The sequence below is a fragment of the Brevibacillus sp. NRS-1366 genome (assembly GCF_050467985.1).
Map to the genome: position 1 here is coordinate 1 of NZ_JBITPN010000003.1, position 19,545 is coordinate 19,545.

The window sequence follows — 19,545 nt, forward strand, 5'->3', positions numbered from 1 at the left end:
TACAGTTGTGCTTGTTCTTCTATATTCGTTCATGACTACATTGTATCAATTTGGATAATAAACTGCGACAAAAAGCGAAAAATAGAGGATATAGACCTTTGGAATACTCGAAGCACCACAAACCTCCGTTTTTAGTGGCACTCCGTATCCGATCTCCCTTTCATCCCACATCTAAAGAATTGGGCTTTCCCGTTTGGGAAAGATGTAAATCTGCAAGGAAATGCTTACTATTTCCCGCTTTTTATATTAAAGTGTATGAGGGACAACTCTACTAAACGGCCTACATCGGATGTTATTTGGAAAGGTGAGTTCGCATGGACCTTTGGGAAATTTTCGTTGGATTCGTGCTCGGATTAGTTGAAGGACTTACGGAATTCGCTCCCGTGTCTTCTACCGGGCACATGATTATCGTCGATGATACATGGTTGCATTCAAAAGAAATGTTTTCTCCGGAAGTCGCAAACACATTCAAAGTAGTCATTCAGCTCGGTTCGATTTTGGCAGCGGTCATCGTTTTCAGAGACCGCTTTTTAAGCCTTTTGGGACTCAAAAAGCTTTCTCCAGACGGCAACGGCCCCGGACATAAGCTGCGATTGACCCAGGTAATCGTAGGACTTTTACCGGCTGCAGTATTGGGACTTTTATTTAATGATTACATTGATGAATACCTGTTTTCTATCAATACAGTACTGATCGGTCTGGTTGCAGGCGCCTTGCTGATGATCGCAGCTGACTGGTTCCGGCCAGGACGCCCCAAGGCTGCAACAGTCGATCAGATTAGCTACAAGCAGGCACTCATTATTGGTCTGTTTCAATGTATCGCACTATGGCCGGGCTTTTCCCGCTCAGGATCTACCATCTCTGGTGGGGTTTTGCTTGGCCTCAGTCACCGGGCTGCTTCTGATTTTACGTTTATTATGGCGGTTCCTGTCATGGCGGGAGCCAGCTTCCTGTCGCTCCTTAAAAATTGGCATTACATCACCGCAGATGCCTTGCCGTTTTTTATTGTCGGGTTTATCAGTGCCTTCATCTTTGCCCTGCTGGCCATCCGCTTCTTCTTGAAGCTGATCAACAAGATTAAACTCGTTCCCTTCGCCTTGTATCGGATCGTACTGGCTGCAATCATTTACTTCTTTATCATGTAACAATCTCACGCAAAAGGTACTCCATGGACGATGAGCGGACCCCACTCTTTGCTAAAAACAAAGGGTGGGGTCTATTTTTAGGAAAGGAGTGCATCCAGCTTTTGCTTTTGACGCAAATGATGGACAAAATGCATGTAAATCAGCTGGTACCATTCCGTTGCATTCAAGTACCCGAGAGCGGGATGCGGCATTTTTTGATCCGGCGAGATCGCTGCCAGAGTAGGTTCGAGCTGGCGCACCTGATTGATGAGCTGGAGCAGTCGAGGTTTTACTTCTTCCACTGATTCGGGGTTCGCAGGTGTGTACTCGGGTGAATCTGGAACTTTGATGGCAATAGGCGGAAACTTGCCTGCCCCTAGAATCTTCTCGCCATTTTCATTTTTGCTCTCACCAACGACCGCCTGACCAGAAGCACACTGCTCAATCGATTTGATTTGCATAAAAAAAGCTGAATCTATGAGGTGATTGTACATTTGTCCCAGCGACCATTCATCCGCTGCTGGCTGCCTAGTGAACTGTTGGTCGGAATAGCCATCCAAAGCTTTTACATAAATGCCTGTAACCTCTTCAAAATTTTTCAGGACTTCATTTGTTCTCACACGGGAACACCCTTTCTTTCTTTTTTTTGTTTTTGTTCATTCATGGAGCTATCGTAACGTATCGCTACTGACACCATCATGTCAGTAGTGATTGCCCTTTTCTCCTCGGCTTGGATCTCACTTGCAGACAAACATACAAGCCATCGATAACTCTCGTAAATATTGTAAATAGTAAGAATCGAGGGGGAGGTGTTACGATGGCAAGGAGATTTCAGGCTTTAGTACGAGGTTCTGAAGAGGTACCTTCAGTTAGTACAAATGCAACTGGCAACATCATGTTTCGATTAAGTGCTGATGGGCAAAAACTTGATTTTCGTTTAGTCACTAATCAATTGCGTCATTTTACCCAAGCCCATATTCATATCGGAGCAAGAGGAGTCAATGGTCCTGTAGTTGTTTTCTTATTTGGACCTGTCACTCGCGGAATCAGTGTAAACCGGGGGGAGGTTATTGGATCCATCACACGAAGTGAATTGGTCGGTCCACTCGAGGGCAGATCGCTGGCAGAATTAATACGGCTTATGAATAACGGGCTGACTTATGTAAATGCCCATTCGACGCAAAATCCCGATGGAGAAATACGTGGTCAAATCAGGCGCACCATTTCTCGCAGACGATAATATACTACTATCAGATAACTCAGGACAATGGTAAACCCACTGTCCTGGGTTATTTTTTTGGTCTTCGACTCCGCATTTTGCTTGCTAACTTTTTTTGGTATGATTACCCGTATGAAGTTTATTCAGGAGGCCATTTATTTTGCTCACGTCTAACCAGAAACGTCGTTTGACTTCCGTCCAAATCATTGTATTTTTTTATGTGGGACTTATTCTTGTCTCATCGTTTCTATTGTGTTTGCCCCTTTTTCATAATCCGGGTGCACAGCTTTCTTTCATCGACTCATTGTTCACCGCAGCGAGCGCCATCAGCGTCACAGGGCTTACCGTCATCACGATCCACGAAGTATTCAATCAATGGGGCATTCTCTTTTTAACCTTGCTCTTTCAGGTTGGCGGAATCGGGATCATGACGCTGGGAACATTTTTTTGGCTCTTGATGGGGCAAAAAATCGGGCTGGAACACCGCATGTGGATTGCTACAGACCACAACCGCCCTACACTCTCAGGCTTGGTCGACCTGATGCGGAATATTCTCGTGATTGCGATCATGATCGAGCTGGTGGGAACCATTCTTTTGGGCAGCCACTTCATATTCGCAGGTTATTATGCTGATTGGTACACAGCCTTCTATCACGGCTATTTTGCTTCGGTCAGCGCCTTTACCAATGCCGGATTCGATCTCTACGGAAATTCCATGGTCGACTATACCCACGATTACGTGTTTCAAGCCATCGTCATGCTCTTGATTATTTGCGGGGCAATTGGGTTTCCTGTGCTCGTGGAGCTACGAACGTATTTTTCGTATAAACGGGCCAGAATGCGTTTTACTTTTTCTCTGTTTACCAAAATTACTACGCTGACCTTCTTTTCGTTGATTGTGGCAGGGGCACTGCTCCTCTTTCTGTTCGAACAAAACAAGTTTTTTGTTGGGAAAAGCTGGGATGAGACATTGTTCTACTCCTTGTTTCATTCTGTTTCTTCGCGAAGCGGCGGTTTGGCTACGATGGATATCAGCCTACTCTCCACCCCTTCCCTTATCATGCTCTCAGGGATGATGTTCATCGGAGCATCCCCCAGCAGTGTTGGGGGTGGTATTCGGACGACTACATTCTTCGTCCTCGTTGCCACCGTTTTTGCCAACATGCGCGGCTTCAAGGATGTAAAAGTATTCGGTCGTGAATTGGTAGAGGACGACATTATGCGGTCGTTTGTTGTCTTTTTTATCGCAATTTTCATGGTCTTCACTGCTTGCATTCTGCTCGTTTGGCTGGAGGATCTCCCCTTCCAGCACATCTTGTTCGAGGTTTGCTCTGCCTTCGGTACGACCGGTCTATCGACAGGAATTACCGCGAATATGAGTACAGCAGGCAAGCTTATTTTGATCATTACCATGGTAATCGGGCGGATTGGGATTATTAATCTGCTGCTTTTCTTGAAGCGCAAAGACCGGATGATGCGGTACCGTCATCCGAAAGAGAGGGTCATTATAGGACAGTAATAGAAAGAAGCCTGGCGCGGTCTCTGATCGCCCAGGCTTTTTGTCATTCGCAGCTCCGCCAGCTTGAGACACAAAAAAAGCCATCAACTCCCTTGTGTAAAGAGCCAACAGCTTGTTTAATCGTTCTCTTTTTTCTTTTCCACTTCCGCTACAAAACAGGATCGACGGAAATAGCCAGCTCAGGGGCAGCCGTTGTCGCCACAGTGAGAATGGGCAGCTCCATCACATTACGGTGCTTTCTTGGTCCGTAATAATCGTGCTCTGCCCGGGCAAGGCGAAACCCAAAAGCCTCCAGTGCGCGAATGGACGGGGTGTTCGTTTCGCTCACGGTCACACGAACAGTACGGAGTGTCGGAAACTGGCGCAGAGCCTGCAGTCTGGCCTCAATCAGTCTCTTGCCGATCCCTTTCCCCTGGAATTCCTTGCGAACATTGCTGAACAACAGCCAGCCTGTTGTTTGGTACATATCAATCCCTGCGCAGCCGAAGCCGATCAGCTGATGATCGCAGGTCGCCTTGAAAATTAAATCGGGAAACAGCTCCATATACTTCTTCAGCTCGTGGAGGTTCATGCGATCCGGCAGCGTCAGATCAGCAAGAGTGATCATCTCGGCAAAATCGTCCCGTTTGACACGTTCAATATAAACATCCATTTCTCCCGCCTCCTGTAGAGTCGCCTTGCCTTTTTACTGTAACAGAGGGGTATGAAGCGAACGTGGACAACGTATGAAAGGATTGTAAAATTATTATTTCAACGGAATATAAATGCTCATCTTCATCTGATCAGGAAATCTGGAGTTCACTACATCGGTCACCTCAAAATCCGGTCCCTCTCTCCGTTCGTAATTGGAGCTGGGCAGCCATGTGCCGTAAATATATCTGCGTATGTTCTGAACCTGATCGGCAAAGCTGCTTAATTTGAATTCCGCGTATTTGCCGGACGGAAGCACCATGGTCACAAAGCCCTCCGGGACGACCTCGGGGAAATGATGCACGGCTTCCCCGACGACAAAGGAAAAACTCCCGTCGTCTCCAAAATCGCAGGAGATCCCGTACGACATGTCCGGTGCTGCTTTATCCGTAATCCGCAAATAATCCTGATTGCTGCCAAATGCCTGATAAAAGCCTGGTATTTCCGCATAGTGTTTTTCGTCATGCAGACTCGTCCTGTGCGAACGCCCAACGATCAGAATTTCGTCCAGCATAATGATACTCGGTTTATTCACATGCATCTCTCCTTTGATCGTTTGGCGAATCGTCAAAAAATCCATTTTCGGCTGTAAAACTGACTGGATGTCCGATTTACGAAATTTCCCCGGTGTCATTCCAAAATGCTTTTCGAATGCGCGTGTAAAAGCCTCCTGGGATTGATACTGATACGTAATCGCGATGTCGAGCACGTTTCTGCTCGTTTCCTTCAGCAATACTGCCGCTTCTGACAATCTTCTTTTGCGGACGTACTCCTGAACGCCAAACCCGGATATCGCTTGAAACAAACGCTGAAAGTGGAAGGCAGAGAAATGGGCTTGTGCAGCAATATCTGTGATGTGCAATTCTTCTGTAAGATGTTCGTCCACAAAATCAATAGCTTGCTGGATGCGCACGTAATGGTCCATCATCATTTCCTTTTCTTGTTTATTTTTTCTCTTTTATTATGCATGAGATTGAGCCTGTTTTTTTGATCTTTTGTGCTATACAATGGAAAAATGACCAGATGATGGAGGATCAAAAAAGTGAGATTGTTTAAAAAAGCATTTGCATGTTTGCTTGTCACCAGCCTTGTCTTTTCGCTGCTGGGCTGCTCCTCAAGCTCCCAAACGCCATCACTCGAAAAAACAAGTGGAGCAGGCTTTGCCCGAAGCGAGCATCACCCGTTTTCGGATGACACGAAAAAGATCACGTATTACAAGCCAATGAGCGTAAGCGAGATCGAGTCGCTTCTTCCTTCGCCGATTCAGCAGCGGTTCTACGTTATCGGCAAAAACAAGCTTCCTTTTCCCGTAGACAAAGAAGCCGCGCATTTGATCGCCTTTTCGTATGCTGATGACAAGACAGTTCGCCACCAGCTGCAATTGACGTACAAGCAGGATAGAGATAATAACGGTGACGAGAACTTTTTTGTCATCCGCATGACAGAGACTGACGAGAATCCGCTATCCCAGCTTCCCGATTCCGCTAATGGACTAGATACCTTCGGCAATATCGCTAGAATGCAGCCGCTGCGAGACGATGTCTCCCTGATTCATCATATCATTCAGACAAACAGCGCTTACGTGTACAGCTATTACGATTACAACGAAAAAGATCGCGCTGTTCATCTGGTGACAACAAACGCGAACGAAATCAATTTTTATGATCGCGGCATCTTTTACCAAATCGCCTACCACGTCAAAGGAAATGAGCCCAATGAGGCTGTTCAAACTCAAATGGTCGCGCTGGCAAAAGAGCTGGCAGAGCATTCCGCTACGTGAAACCAAAAAAGCCGACAATTCCACGAATCGGGACTGTCGGCTTTCTCTTATTTACTTTTTCACAGATGGCATAACGCCTTCAGGAATTGGGTTTACATAGGGGGTGTTGCCCAGACGCAGTTTCAGTTCGGCTTTCGCTTTTTCGATCAGCTCTGGGTTTTTCAGCATGTCTACCGCTGTGGAAGCCATGACCTTACCGGCATGCAGCATGCCTTTGTGCGCCATGGAAGTCGCACCAAGCGTTACCCATTGCCAAGAGTGCAAAGTAGATCCGTTGATAAAGCAAGCAGTTGTACATTGTGCTGTCGGTGTGATCCAGCTCACATCTCCCACGTCCGTAGAGCCATTGAGTGGGATCGGTGCACCTGTATAGGAGTTAAGCCACGATACCATATCTGGATCAGGTGTATCCGCAGACAGTCTTTCCGCTGTATTTCTCTCTTGCTCGCTCAATGTCGCGCGTACCGCTTTGGCAAGCTTCAGCTCTTCCTCGTCATGGACCGGCACACCAAGCTCTTGGTAGTTTTTATACATCACTTGTTCCAGCGTCTCATTTTGTACCAGGTTCGAGCATGCTTTGTCGAATACGATCTCTACTTCTGTTTCGGTCATGAGCGCTGCACCCTTGGCAATTTTGCATACACGCTCATAGATTTCTTGCACTTGATCGACCTTGGGCGCACGCACCAGATAAAGTACTTCCGCATACGGCTGCACGACGTTCGGAGACAGGCCGCCGGAATTCGTAATGGCATAGTGCACGCGTGCATCGGTAATGATGTGCTCACGCAGGTAGTTGACCCCGACATTCATCAGCTCGACAGCATCCAGTGCACTCCGGCCCAGGTGAGGGCTTGCTGCTGCGTGGGCGCTTTTGCCTTTGAACTTGAAGTACACTTGATAGTTGGCAAGCGATTCAACAGCCATGATGCTGTTGTAGCCCATTGGATGCCAGCAGAGGGCGAAATCTACGTCGTCAAAAAGACCTGCTCTCGCCATAAATGTCTTCCCTGAGCCGCCCTCTTCTCCCGGACATCCGTAGTAACGTACTGTCCCGGACATGTTGTTTTCTTCCATATACTGCTTCACAGCGACGGCTGCCGCCAAAGAAGCGGTACCGAGCAGATTGTGTCCGCATCCATGTCCATTGGCTCCCGGAACCAACGGCTCTTCTTTTGCTTGCCCTTTTTTCTGGCTCATGCCGGAAAGGGCGTCAAACTCACCCAAAATCGCGACTACAGGACTTCCGCTGCCGAAGCTGCCGATAAAGGCTGTCTGAATGCTGCCTACACCTCTCTCAACTTTGAAGCCTTCGCTCTCAAGGGTTTGGGCGAGCAATTCAGCCGATTGGTACTCTTCGAAACGAGTCTCGGCGAATTCCCAAATGCGGTCACTCACTTTAATAAAAGAATCTCTTTTTTGCTCAATCATTTCTGCTATTCGTTTGGTATGCATGAAGAAACATCCTCTCTATGTCGTTGCTGGCAAAAATGGAGTGTGACCAATAGAAGGGTTTCCCTATTTAAGAAGCCGTCTTGCAATGCGATTTAAGAGTTCTACGCTGCGAGGAAGAATTTCCTCTTGGATATCGAATTTAGGGTGATGGTGAGGCGCGGGGATATCGGTACCAATCGCCATGTAGGTTCCCTTGCCGCCACGCTCCTGTACGCGCTTGATCAGGAAGCTCGCGTCTTCGCTGCCCATCGAGTTGTATTCACCGTTCACAAAGGACGTGAAGCCTTCTACGTGTCTTGCTTCTTCGAGAGCCAGCTCAGCCATATCGACGTCGTAGTTGATCGGGATCGCTCCCCCTACCACTTCGATTTCATGCTCCAGCTCATGCATGGCTGCACTGTGCGCGATGATCGTGCGTACGCGCTGCTCCAGCTCTGCATTGACTTCCTCTGTAACGGAACGAGTTTCGACAACCATTTTGGCGTATGCGGCAATGATGTTGGCTGCCGTGCCGCCTTCCAGTACCCCCACATTGACACGGGTCGAGCCTGTGCTGAAACGCGGAATCGCATGAATGTTTAATAAAGCAGTTGCTGCTCCGAGTAAGGCGTTCTTGCCTTGTTCAGGCGAAGCACCCGCATGAGATGAGACACCATGGAAATGCGCCACCATTTTGGTCGTTGCCAGGAAGCCGTAAGAGCCGCCATGGATCTCGCCAAGCGGGACATTGACGCCGAGATGATGGCAGAAGATGTAGTCCACGTCATCAAGGAGTCCTTTTTGCACGATCGCATACGCCCCGCGCACTCCTTCTTCAGCCGGCTGAAAAATCAGCTTTGCTGTGCCGGAAAAATCTCCATCTGCCAGTTTTTCTGCCAATCCCAAACCAATGGTGGTATGACCGTCATGCGCACAGGCGTGCATGTTTCCCTCATAGCGAGAACAAAAGCCATTCGCCTGTGGAAAATGGTCTGCATCCTTGCTTTCTGGAACTGGCAGGGCATCCATGTCAAACCGGAAAGCGACTGTGGGACCAGGTGCCTTCCCCTTTTTTACCCCGATGACGGCTGTGTATCCACCGCGCATTTTTTCTGCAATGGCCGGGTTTGCGCCATCGCGCAGCGCCCGTTCATAAGCAGCTTCCAGTACTGCCTCGGAAGGCAACCCCCGACGGGAGTCGCCATCCAAAGCATCTTGTCCATATATCACGTCAAATCCAAGAGAAGTCAGGATTTCTACTACCTTGGCAGCCGTACGGAACTCCGTAAAACCAACTTCAGGGTGCATATGAAAATCTCTACGCAGCGAAACCATATCCAACATAATCTTTTCCTCCTGTTATATCTGGAGCAATCTCTATTTCATAACTGGATATACCCCAGGACCAATTGGTAAGCCCAAGAAATACCATACCACAAGCAATAATGTCCAAATAATGAAAATCGCGATTGGATAAGGCAAAATCAAGGAATAGTAAGTTCCCAGCTTGGCATCCTTTTTGTATTCCTGCAAGAAGTTCAGGAACAGTGGGATGAATGGCGAGACAATCGCAAATGGAATAACGGACGAGTCAGCGACCCGGAATGCGATTTGTGCGAAAGCCGGATGAAACCCCAGTGCCATGAACATCGGAACAAATACCGGTGCCAAGAGAGACCAGATGGCGGAACCGCTGGCAATGAACATACAAAGAAACGCCGACAAGAACATCAAGCCGATAAAGACAGGTGCGCCTGTCATGTTCAAATGTTCCAGCACATCCGTAATGGACAACGCGAGGAAGCTTCCCATGTTGCTCCAGTTAAACATCGCCACAAATTGAGAAAGCGGGAAGATCATCACGATAAAGCCAGCCATGCCTTTGATTGGATCTGTCAGCAATGCGGGAATATCATTTTGTTTCTTAATGACCCCTACCTTGATGCCATAAGTGATCGCAACCGTGAAGAAGAAAATCAGAATAATCGGGACGATACCCGAAATAAATGGAGAAGGTACGATAGTCCCCAGTTTTGGATCACGCAGGATACCGTTCGCCGGAACAACCAGTACAGCGGCAATCGCGATGAAAACAAGAGCGGCAATACCTGCTGCGCGAAGGCCACTCTTTTGCAGATCGCTTAAGTCTTCCAGCTTCTTGTTGTTTTCACCTTTGTAGACACCAAGCTTTGGCTCCACAAACTTGTCTGTGATAAAACCGATAACCGCAGAGAGCAGCAAAACTGAGACCGACATAAAGAACCAGTTGTCGAGCACGCTCACCGTAACATTGGGATCAACTGATTTGGAAATCTCGGAGCTGATACCAGAGAGCAATACATCAGTGGTTACAATCAAAATGTTGGCGGAAAACCCTGATCCGACACCAGCGATAGCTGCCAGCAAACCCGCGACTGGATGACGTCCAACCGCCAAAAAGATCAACGCTCCAAGTGGCGGCATGATAACGAAAGCCGCATCTGAGGATACGTGGCTAAAAAAAGCAATAAACGCAACGATGTAGCTCGCATAACGCGCGCTTACCCGAAGAGACATTTTGCGAATAACCGCTTCCAAAAGTCCAACCTTCTCTGCGAGCCCAACCCCAAGCATCAGAGTCAAAATGGAACCGAGTGGCAGGAAGCCTGAAAAGTTCTTGATGATATTGGGCAGTAGCCATTGAAGTCCTTCTTGGCTGAGCAGATTTTTCACTTGGATCTGCTCATTTTTAATCGGATCAATCGCAGTCACGTGGAAAATCGACAGGATCGCCGTGATGATCATCAGAGCAGCAATCAGATACAGGAACAGCATGAATGGATTCGGCAGCTTGTTCCCTACCCGCTCGATCCATTTTACCAAGCCCATTCCTTGTGACACTTGCTCATATTGGTCTGTTTTTACTGGACGTGCACTCATTGAGCATCCCCCTTTGGCCGTAACTTATCTGTGTAACCATCATTCTCGTTTGTTTCAGGATCGAAACAATACCGTTCTGAATGAGTGATCAGTCTGGATGTTGGCATTAAAGTGAAAGCCCTTTCATTTTAACTTCAACGTAATCCAATCATTCAAAACTTAAGATGTGCTTCCTGGTGAAATGAATAACTCCTTTCGTTTTTATCGGTCTTGCTCTCAATTAAGCGAATACAAAAAGACAATTTCGTTTAAATAAATTATATAACCAGATTAACTTTTTTTCAATACAGTTGTTTGACTTCTTGCAAAATAGAAAAGCTTCCATATTTAATTCAGGCTGAAAAAAGGGGTAAGGGGCTGTAGGGACATACCTGCACGTCTCCATGGAAAAAGCGAAACCGCGTCCAAAGCAGCCGATCCAAGAAGTTTCTCAAAGGTAGACACTAAAACCAGTTTCCCTTTTTCCACTGCGCCTCGGTGGGTGATCCAAAGACCTTCGCTTATTTCACTGGTTTCCTCTCACTAGCTTTTCGTTTCCCCCATAAAAAACACCCGACATCATCGGGTGTTTGGTTTCTCTTATTCGTTTTCACTTTTTCAACGCGTACATTTTCTTCGGTCTGCCTCTTAGCGCCTGCTGTTCCTCGCCTTTTTGCTCAGCCAAACCGTACTCGCACAAGCTCCCCAAGATTCGCTGCGCATTTCGCACGGTCATGGACAAATAGGACGCAATATCGGTGGTCGTGAAGGTACTCCAGCCCATGCGTTGAACCAACGCCTTGATCTTATGGTACGTTTTGACGCTAATATTGGCCTTGTTTAGAAGCTCCAGCAGTTCGCGATCACTGGAGCGATAAGAGTATGTCAGTTGTTCTGACTCTCCCACCGATTCGATCATGACGCCATCGTCCTGAACGATGACAATCCCAAACTCCGGTCGTTCCTTCGCATGTTGAATCGCTTTTCTCGCGTTGTTTTCAGCCGAGAAAGCCGTATCGCCAAATCCAACCCCGACCGCAACTGGCACGTCTGCTTCCAATGACAATTGGGTGACCGTATGCCGCAGCATATCAATCTCTCGTTGAATCGCTCCCCGTGAGCTGAAAATCTGGTAGCGCCCATTGCCGTTCGCCATGAGCGAGCCATCCAGCCGTTCACAGAGGAGCAGCAGAATCTGCCTGATTTTCAGCTCTAGCTGCTGCAAGTGAAAGCGGGTTTTGGATCGCTCTGGAATTTTGTCAAACTGCTCCAGCTCGATAAATTCAACGCCGATTTGGGTGTCCTTGAAGTACGTGCTCTTCGCTCGTTCAATGACAATTTTCATCGCTTGGCGGATTTCCATTTTGGTAATCAAGACGCGGTAAACCGGGATTCCTTGCTTTCTCAGCTCGCGCTCAACGGAAGACAGCGTGGTAAATGCCCCCTGGGTCTTCCCTTCCTGCCAAAGCGACAGATGAAACTGGATGATTGCCTCGGGATCGTAATTCTCGTCGTACGTATACAAATACATGCTTTCATCGGCAAGACTCAGCTCAGACATGGCTTCACGCAAATTGGGTCCCTCGGTATCAATCATATCAACGGAGACACTCTTCACCACTTCATTATGATCAATCGACATTTGGATAAAACAACGGTACAGATTGGAGCCAGTCGGTGGACAATAAACAAGATTGGCATCCGGGCCAAGTGCATTCATGGCGATTTTATAAGGGATGGGCCCAGAACAAAACCAGCCATTGCATTCCGGATTATGCTCTCGAACAATCTGACTCACTTCTTTTGCATCCTCATAAGTGAATGGGACAAATTCGATTTCATGCTCAAACTCATTGGCAATAGCCAGTATCCGCTCAACAGAAGGGGGCGGTCCCACAACACCGATTCTATACATGGGTATGTTAACTCCTACCTAGTTTGATAGACGCACGTGCTACATTCATTTTATATGGAATCGCTTACCCAATCCATATCATTTGCTGCTCCCTGCTATTCGTAGCCCCCGTAATCGTGATAGACATGGTGCGGCACTCTTTCTTCAATGAATCAATTTTAGTTAAACACTTAACTATATGCACAAAAAAAGAGTTATCCTTCTCTTCCTTTTATTTTCTCTAGCAAAAAAATTAACTGATGCAGCTCCGTCTCACTGAGTCCTTTCATCGCTTCGGCAATGACATGACGGTTATCGGGAAGGTGCCGAAATAAAAGCTTTTGTCCCTTTGTAGTGAGCGAAATGAGAGTCTTTCTGCCGTCTTCTGGATGACCGGTGCGGCTAATGAAGCCATCCTGCTCTAAAGGAGCCAGCAGAATGCTAATATTTGCCTTCGTTACCCCAATGTTCTGACTAACAGGGAAGGGAGTATTTGCCCGCCTACCTTTGCAATCTCCACCAATATCCGAATGCGCGCACCATTGATGCCTTTTGACTGCCAGTATTTTTCCGATTCACTTACTAATTCTGCCGTCGCATCCGCGAGTGTGAAAAACGCGAGAGTTGGCACAGTCTTTGTCAACTTCCCCTCATGAAAAACAACGAAAGCTGGCTTGTAAAGAAACTTTTTGTCGGAAAAGAAAAAAATTCCTTTGCCAAAAAAAACATAAACAAATATTCTGAATATACGTTGTCTATCATTTTCAAGGGGGATTCACATGAAAAAGGGCCTAGCACTGGCAACCTGTCTTACCTTGCTGTTTGGGGTAATCACAGGCTGTTCCAACTCTCAACCAACATCCCAGCCGGCGGGACAAACATCCCAACCTTCCTCAACACCAGCAGATGGCACAAAGACAGAACCAATGGTGTTGCATTGGAGCATTAACAGCGAACCGCCCTCCATGGATCCGGGCATTGCTGTCGACGCTGACTCATTCGACATGATTTATGCCGCTTTTGAAGGTCTGACCAACTACGACCTGAACGGACAACTGACCAATGCGACGGCAGAGAGTTTTACCAACTCTCCAGACTATACCACGTATACGTTCAAAATCCGCAAAGACGCAAAGTGGAGCAATGGAGATCCCGTTACTGCACATGATTTCGTCTATGCGATCAAACGCAACCTCGATCCGAAAACAGCGTCCGAGTACGCCTATCAGCTCTACTACATTAAAGGAGGGGAGGAGTACAACACTGGTAAAGGCAAGCCCGAAGACGTGGGCGTAAAAGCGCTCGACGACTATACCGTGGAGTTCTCCCTGAAATCTCCTACTCCATTTTTCCGTGAGCTGACCTTCTTCCCGACGCTCTTCCCCCTGCACCAAAAAACAGTGGAAGGCAATCCACAATGGGCAAATGAAGCGAAAACGATCGTTGGAAACGGTCCATTCATCATGGATACGTGGGAGCACAAAAGCAAGATCGTCTTCACCAAAAACCCAAACTACTGGGATAAGGATAACGTCAAGCTGGACCGTCTGGAAATCGTAATGATCGAAGACAACAACACAGCGTTCTCCATGTTTGAAAACGGCGATATCGACTGGGGCGGATATCCAGCCTCCACCTTGCCGACCGATGCGATTCCTACTCTCAAGGACGCTGGCAAGCTGATGGTAGCGGACAATCCTGGCACGCAATCGGTTGTATTTAATACAAACAAGCCTCCGTTTAACAACAAAAAGATTAGACAGGCCTTTGCTTACTCCATTAATCGTCAAGAGATCATCGATAATATTTTGCAGACCGGTGTTCCTGCTGCTTATGGCTGGGTTCCCACCTCGATGGGACTGAATAAAGACGGCTATTTCAAAGAGGACAAGGAAAAAGCGAAGCAATTACTGACAGAAGGCATGAAAGAACTGGGACTGACTACCTTCCCAAGTGTTACGTACACATTTGACACAACCGATACCAATAAAAAGCTGGCTGAAGCACTGCAAGACCAATGGAAGAAAACGCTCGGTGTCGACGTGAAGCTCTACACTGCCGAGCTGAAAGTATACCGCGATATGAGATCGCAAGCCAACTTTGACATGATCCGCTTCCAATGGGGGGCTGACTTCAATGATCCGATCAACTTCTTGGAGATGTTCCGCGACAAAACAGGTGGAAACAACCACCCAGACTGGGAGAACGCCAAGTTTAAAGAGTTAATCGACAAGAGCTATAACGAGCCCGACTTGGATAAGCGTAAACAGATCTTGCAAGAAGCAGAAACGATCCTGATGGATGAAATGCCACTCGCACCGATCAACTTCCGTGGAAGCCCTTATGTGAAAAATGACAAAGTCAAAGACTTCGTCATCTTCCCACTTGGCGGGGCCTACTTCAAATTCACTTCTGTCACGAAATAGGTGTCAACAACCGAAAGGCTGCATCCGTCTTGCAAGTACAAGGGCGATGCAGCCTGTTTCTATTTGTTCTTTTACGTACAGGAAGGATGTTTGCCTGCCGTTTTTTCTTTGGGCGTAAATACATTTCCCTTCAACGCAATGATGGCGCAGATCACCGTCAGCAATTGTGTGCCGATCAACAGAGTAAACCCTGCAGAAAAGCTTTCTGTACCCTTCCCTGCAATCATCGCCCCCATGATTGTCGGCATCAACGCCGATACCATGTTCCCAACCCCGTTTACGATTCCATACGTACTGCCTACACTCTCTTCTGGTGCTGCCAACTGTACAATGCTAGGAATAGCTGGACCCTGTATTCCCCAAAACAGGTTCGCCACAATCAATCCAATGGCAGAGACGACGGGGCTGCCGGCGAAGATCGCGATAGAAACACTGAGCGCTGTACCGATACCGCCAATGACAAACAAAATGGAAACTCGCTTTGGAGGAATTCGGTCGATGATGTAACCGCCTAAAAACCCTGAACCAATGCTGAACAAAAACGGTAGAGAAGACAAGATCCCCATTTGTGCCAGCGAAAAATGGCGCTCATGAAGCAAATAAGACGGCAGCCAGGCACTGCTTCCCCAGAGGTAGCTCAAGGTCGCGATCTCAATCAGCAAAATCCAGATTAATCCTGGCGTCTTCCAAGCCGCTCGAAAGGTGGTGGCCAAACGTTTCATCTGCTGCATGGTAACCTGCTTGCTCTCACGTTGGTTAGGAGATTTGGCTTTATCGCGAATAAACAAAAGGATAAAGGGCAACCCAATAACCAAATTTAAGAGTCCAAGAATATAATAAGAGGCTTGCCAGTGAGAGTGCATAATAATGTACGTAACAATCGGAAAACCTACGGCCAACCCGATTGAAACTCCCATGGAACTGACAGCGTTTGGCTTTCCGCGTTCATGCTTGTCAAACATGTCTTTGATGTACATCGTTTTTAGTGAAAATAATGGTCCTTCACTGGCTCCCAGTATCAGGCGTAGAATTAATAGCAGAAAAAAAGAGCCCGCAAATGGTGAGATGATCGTCATGATCGCCCATAAAAGAATGCTGAACAACAGTCCTTTTCGCACGCCCAAAAACGTTTCGTACAATGGACTGAGGAAAAACGCGGCCACCCCATAACCAATCAGGAACAAGGACATGAGCTCGCCTTGGGCAATCCGGTCTCCTTTGATTCCAAAATGCTCGAGAAATTCGTCGTTCGTGATCAATACAGATACGTTCATGCGGTCTACATACGAGATGATAACGATCAGCAAAAGTGTAAATACACCCCACCAACGCAGCTTGCTTGTTTTCACTGTAGACATGGATGACACCCCCTAGATGACGTTCATTTACGTTTTATATACAAAACTATGTTTTGCATATATAAAATGATACCTTTTATCTAAGTAACTGTAAATATAGAAATTTCAAATTTACAGACCATTTCCACAACTGCTGAACATACAAAAACCCGAATCAAGGTAGATTCAGGGCTGAGCGATCGGATTTTAGCGAACAGCTTAATGGGTCATTCCTTTGCAAAAAAAAGCTGCACCAGCCTGAAAAGGGCGGTGCAGCTTTTTATCTTTATACCGTTACAGATTGTGGCTTCGTCTCATTGAAGACGCTTGTATCGAGTTCTTTCGTCGCCTTGCTCGTCAGCACACCAGCAGTCATGCTTCCGCTCACATTAAGCGCCGTGCGTCCCATATCAATCAGTGGTTCTACGGAGATTAACAGTCCGACGATCGCAATCGGCAAATTCATCGTAGACAGTACCAACAGAGCAGCGAATGTCGCCCCTCCGCCCACACCTGCTACCCCAAACGAACTGAGAGCAACGACAGCGATCAGCGTAAGGATAAAGGAAGGTGTCAGCGGGTCAATTCCTGCCAGTGGTGCAACCATCACAGCCAGCATAGCAGGGTACGTTCCCGCGCAACCATTTTGACCGATGGAAAGTCCGAATGAGCCTGCAAAATTGGCAATTCCCTCAGGAACTCCTAAATCTTGTGTTTGTGTTTTCACGTTCAGCGGCAAAGCTCCCGCGCTCGTACGCGAGGTAAAGGCGAAGGTTAGAACCGGGAAAGCCTTTTTCACATACGTGATCGGATTTAGTCCAGCGAAAGCGAGCAACAGCAAATGCACGATGAACATGATGGCAAGGGCCACATACGAAGCAACGACGAACTTCCCAAGCTGCCAAATCGCATTGTAATCACTGGTGGCTGCTACTCTCGTCATGATCGCGAGCACACCGTATGGAGTCAGACGCAAAATCAGGGTAACAACACGCATGATAACCGTATGGAACGTATCCACGATTTTAGCAAACAGGTCGGCTTGCTCCGGATTTTTCTTTTTGATTCCGAGGTAAGCAATCCCGATAAAAGCGGCAAAGATGACGACAGCAATCGTTGAGGTCGGGCGATCACCTGTTAAATCCAGGAATGGATTGACTGGCAATAGCTCCAGTACTTTTTGCGGCAAAGTCATGTTCTGGATTTCACCCAGTCGCTGCTCTACCTGACCGATCCGTGCTGTTTCTGCATCCCCTTGCTGGAACTGGGACCCATCCAGATTAAACGCCAGCGTGGAGGCAATTCCGATCGCTGCGGCCACGGCAGTCGTCCCAACCAGCAAACCGATAATAAGCGAACTGATTTTTCCGATGTTATTAGATAATTTCATTTTGGTAAACGCTGAGACAATCGAGATGAACACGAGCGGCATGACAATCATTTGCAGCAGCTTCACATAGCCTTTTCCTACAATGTTGTACCAATCCATGGTCGTTTTCAGAACGTCTGACTTTGTTCCAAAAATAAATTGCAGGATAAGTCCAAACAAAATCCCTACACCTAAACCGACAAACACCCGCTTGGAAAACGAAACATGTTTCTTCTGCATGGCGTACAATCCGAGAATGATCGCGAGCATAATAGCAATGTTAACAACTGTCAATAAAGTAGACACTTTATTTCCCTCCGTTCCGCTTGGAAATGACCTTTATAAAATAAGAATAAGCATACTATATTACCAACAATCCCTACTGGTCAAGTACGAATTATTCCAAACTGCTTTTGGATTAGAAAACCTGGCTACGCCATGCCTTTTGGCGGAGCCGCGGTTGCACTTATACTGGATAGGAATTTTATAAACTCCTATCCAGTATAAAAAAAAACCAGGGCACGTCATCATGACGCTCCCTGGTGTCCCACTCGATTATTCGTGTTTACCTACTTCAATTGCTTACTCATCAAATTCCACAGCCAGGTGAGTACAATGGCACCAATCGCCCCTGCAATCACGTTGAATCCAGCCCACATCCAGAGCCAATTGCCTAACAGAAGGTCACCAAGCCAGCTACCCAACAGTGCAACGATGAGCGAAGCCCACCAGCCTGTTCCACCTGCTTTTCCTGTCATCAACATATTCATGGCCCACCACACGACAACACCAACGATTGCCCATACAACCCAGAACATGAAGATACACTTCCTTTCGCATGATAATAACGCTTCCATGAGGACCTTAATGAATACATTTATCTACTATTATCATATTGAAACCGGGTGATTTTGTGCCTGGGTACATGCCTGTTTCGACATAAAAAAAACGCCTGCATCCCGCTATCATCGCGCAGGGCAGACGCTGTCATTGTATTGGCTGGTTTGCTTAATTGGTATACATTTCCGGTCTGCGATTGGCTACGCTTGGCAGCTTGCCGCGCACACGCCGGATGCGTTCTGGATCCAGCTCCGCTACCACTAGAGCCTCTTCCTCTCCAGCGCTGGCAATCACCACACCCATTGGATCGACGATCATGCTGCGTCCAGCAAAAATATTGCCAACCTGATCTGCCGCACAAACAAACATCGTGTTCTCGATCGCCCGTGCCCGAACCAATGTCTCCCAATGATCCTCTTTCATCGCGCCTGCTACCCATCCCGCTGGCATGAACAAAATGTCTGCACCTTGCAGGGCAAACTGTCTCGCAATTTCAGGGAATCTGACTTCGTAGCAGACCATCAGCCCGATCTTCCCAAATTCCGTATCCACTACCTGATACGCATTGTCTCCAGGTGCGATATAATCTGATTCTTTGTAGGAAAAAGCATCATACAGATGTGTCTTGTGATAGGCGTGGATCAAAGTGCCTGAGCGATCTAGAAAAACCGTCGTATTGTAAGCGCGGTTAGGGTCGCCCTCAATGGTTTCAAAGACGCCGCACACGACATAGACTCCGTGTTCCTTTGCCGCTTGTGCCAAGCCAAGGACGAATGGACCGTCCAGGCTTTTCGCCACCTCAGCAGGAGTGACCCCTGATTTGGGTGTGGCTGGCGCACTGTACATCTCTGGCAAAATGACAAAGTCGGCCCCCGCTGCTTTTGCCTTTGCGATGTAGGCAGATGCTTTTTGCAGGTTTTGTGCTTTATCCATAGTAGCTGTAAGCTGTGCGATTGCTACTCTCATTTGTTCTCCACCTTCCCGTTGACCATCATTCTTCTCGTTTCCTTAGCAA

18 protein-coding genes are annotated in these 19,545 nt (G+C 47.4%); 5 read left to right on the forward strand and 13 right to left on the reverse strand.

Annotation, left to right across the window (positions count from 1 at the left end; all coding sequences use genetic code 11):
- The first annotated feature begins 314 nt into the window (after positions 1-314).
- Complete coding sequence (locus tag ACIFQN_RS02360; RefSeq protein ID WP_429831421.1) at positions 315-1,145, forward strand: undecaprenyl-diphosphate phosphatase; 831 nt, start codon at positions 315-317, stop codon at positions 1,143-1,145.
- A 77-nt stretch (positions 1,146-1,222) separates the two neighbouring features.
- Here ACIFQN_RS02360 and ACIFQN_RS02365 read toward each other — a convergent pair whose 3' ends face one another.
- Positions 1,223-1,744, reverse strand: coding sequence for a DinB family protein (locus ACIFQN_RS02365; RefSeq protein ID WP_429831422.1), 522 nt, complete (start codon positions 1,742-1,744; stop codon positions 1,223-1,225).
- A gap of 197 nt (positions 1,745-1,941) precedes the next feature.
- Here ACIFQN_RS02365 and ACIFQN_RS02370 point away from each other — a divergent pair, with 197 nt between their 5' ends.
- Together ACIFQN_RS02370 and ACIFQN_RS02375 are read left to right on the forward strand one after the other, a co-directional pair.
- Positions 1,942-2,364 carry a CHRD domain-containing protein gene (locus ACIFQN_RS02370; protein ID WP_429831423.1) on the forward strand — a complete coding sequence of 141 codons (423 nt, stop codon included), beginning with the start codon at positions 1,942-1,944 and terminating at the stop codon, positions 2,362-2,364.
- Positions 2,365-2,503: 139 nt separating this feature from the next.
- A complete protein-coding gene (locus ACIFQN_RS02375) occupies positions 2,504-3,862 on the forward strand; it encodes a TrkH family potassium uptake protein (protein WP_429831424.1) in 1,359 nt (452 codons plus the stop codon).
- 148 nt (positions 3,863-4,010) lie between these two features.
- Here the strand turns inward: ACIFQN_RS02375 and ACIFQN_RS02380 are convergent, their stop codons facing one another.
- Positions 4,011-4,514 (reverse strand): GNAT family N-acetyltransferase, encoded by a 504-nt coding sequence (locus tag ACIFQN_RS02380; RefSeq protein WP_429831425.1) that lies wholly within the window; start codon positions 4,512-4,514, stop codon positions 4,011-4,013.
- Between the two features lie 93 nt (positions 4,515-4,607).
- A complete protein-coding gene (locus ACIFQN_RS02385) occupies positions 4,608-5,477 on the reverse strand; it encodes an AraC family transcriptional regulator (RefSeq protein WP_429831477.1) in 870 nt (289 codons plus the stop codon).
- A gap of 117 nt (positions 5,478-5,594) precedes the next feature.
- Here ACIFQN_RS02385 and ACIFQN_RS02390 point away from each other — a divergent pair, with 117 nt between their 5' ends.
- A complete protein-coding gene (locus ACIFQN_RS02390; protein ID WP_429831426.1) occupies positions 5,595-6,332 on the forward strand; it encodes a hypothetical protein in 738 nt (245 codons plus the stop codon).
- A gap of 51 nt (positions 6,333-6,383) precedes the next feature.
- On the opposite strand, the gene ACIFQN_RS02395 is transcribed toward ACIFQN_RS02390, so the two are convergent.
- The 6 genes from ACIFQN_RS02395 to ACIFQN_RS02420 form a co-directional block, all read right to left on the reverse strand.
- Positions 6,384-7,787, reverse strand: coding sequence for a M20 family metallopeptidase (locus ACIFQN_RS02395; protein WP_429831427.1), 1,404 nt, complete (start codon positions 7,785-7,787; stop codon positions 6,384-6,386).
- A gap of 63 nt (positions 7,788-7,850) precedes the next feature.
- The gene (locus ACIFQN_RS02400; protein WP_429831428.1) at positions 7,851-9,110 is read right to left on the reverse strand and encodes an amidohydrolase; all 1,260 of its coding nucleotides are present in this window, start codon (positions 9,108-9,110) and stop codon (positions 7,851-7,853) included.
- 33 nt (positions 9,111-9,143) lie between these two features.
- Positions 9,144-10,685, reverse strand: a complete 1,542-nt coding sequence (locus tag ACIFQN_RS02405; RefSeq protein ID WP_429831429.1) for an AbgT family transporter — start codon at positions 10,683-10,685, stop codon at positions 9,144-9,146.
- A gap of 589 nt (positions 10,686-11,274) precedes the next feature.
- Complete coding sequence (locus tag ACIFQN_RS02410) at positions 11,275-12,579, reverse strand: hypothetical protein (protein WP_429831430.1); 1,305 nt, start codon at positions 12,577-12,579, stop codon at positions 11,275-11,277.
- A 194-nt stretch (positions 12,580-12,773) separates the two neighbouring features.
- Entirely contained in the window at positions 12,774-13,082 is a 309-nt protein-coding gene (locus tag ACIFQN_RS02415) for a MarR family winged helix-turn-helix transcriptional regulator (RefSeq protein WP_429831478.1), read from the reverse strand.
- Complete coding sequence (locus ACIFQN_RS02420) at positions 13,016-13,201, reverse strand: hypothetical protein (protein WP_429831431.1); 186 nt, start codon at positions 13,199-13,201, stop codon at positions 13,016-13,018. Before ACIFQN_RS02420 ends, ACIFQN_RS02415 begins: the two co-directional genes overlap by 67 nt.
- A gap of 136 nt (positions 13,202-13,337) precedes the next feature.
- On the opposite strand from ACIFQN_RS02420, the gene ACIFQN_RS02425 reads away from it, so the two are divergent.
- Positions 13,338-14,984, forward strand: a complete 1,647-nt coding sequence (locus ACIFQN_RS02425; protein ID WP_429831432.1) for a peptide ABC transporter substrate-binding protein — start codon at positions 13,338-13,340, stop codon at positions 14,982-14,984.
- A gap of 71 nt (positions 14,985-15,055) precedes the next feature.
- Here the strand turns inward: ACIFQN_RS02425 and ACIFQN_RS02430 are convergent, their stop codons facing one another.
- The 4 genes from ACIFQN_RS02430 to ACIFQN_RS02445 all read right to left on the reverse strand — a co-directional run bounded on the left by ACIFQN_RS02430 (position 15,056) and on the right by ACIFQN_RS02445 (position 19,496).
- A complete protein-coding gene (locus ACIFQN_RS02430; RefSeq protein ID WP_429831433.1) occupies positions 15,056-16,342 on the reverse strand; it encodes an MFS transporter in 1,287 nt (428 codons plus the stop codon).
- A gap of 265 nt (positions 16,343-16,607) precedes the next feature.
- A complete protein-coding gene (locus ACIFQN_RS02435) occupies positions 16,608-17,996 on the reverse strand; it encodes an L-cystine transporter (RefSeq protein WP_429831434.1) in 1,389 nt (462 codons plus the stop codon).
- Between the two features lie 263 nt (positions 17,997-18,259).
- Complete coding sequence (locus tag ACIFQN_RS02440; RefSeq protein ID WP_429831435.1) at positions 18,260-18,508, reverse strand: hypothetical protein; 249 nt, start codon at positions 18,506-18,508, stop codon at positions 18,260-18,262.
- Positions 18,509-18,698: 190 nt separating this feature from the next.
- On the reverse strand, positions 18,699-19,496 hold the full coding sequence (locus ACIFQN_RS02445) for a carbon-nitrogen hydrolase family protein (RefSeq protein ID WP_429831436.1): 798 nt from the start codon (positions 19,494-19,496) through the stop codon (positions 18,699-18,701).
- Positions 19,497-19,545 lie beyond the last annotated feature (49 nt).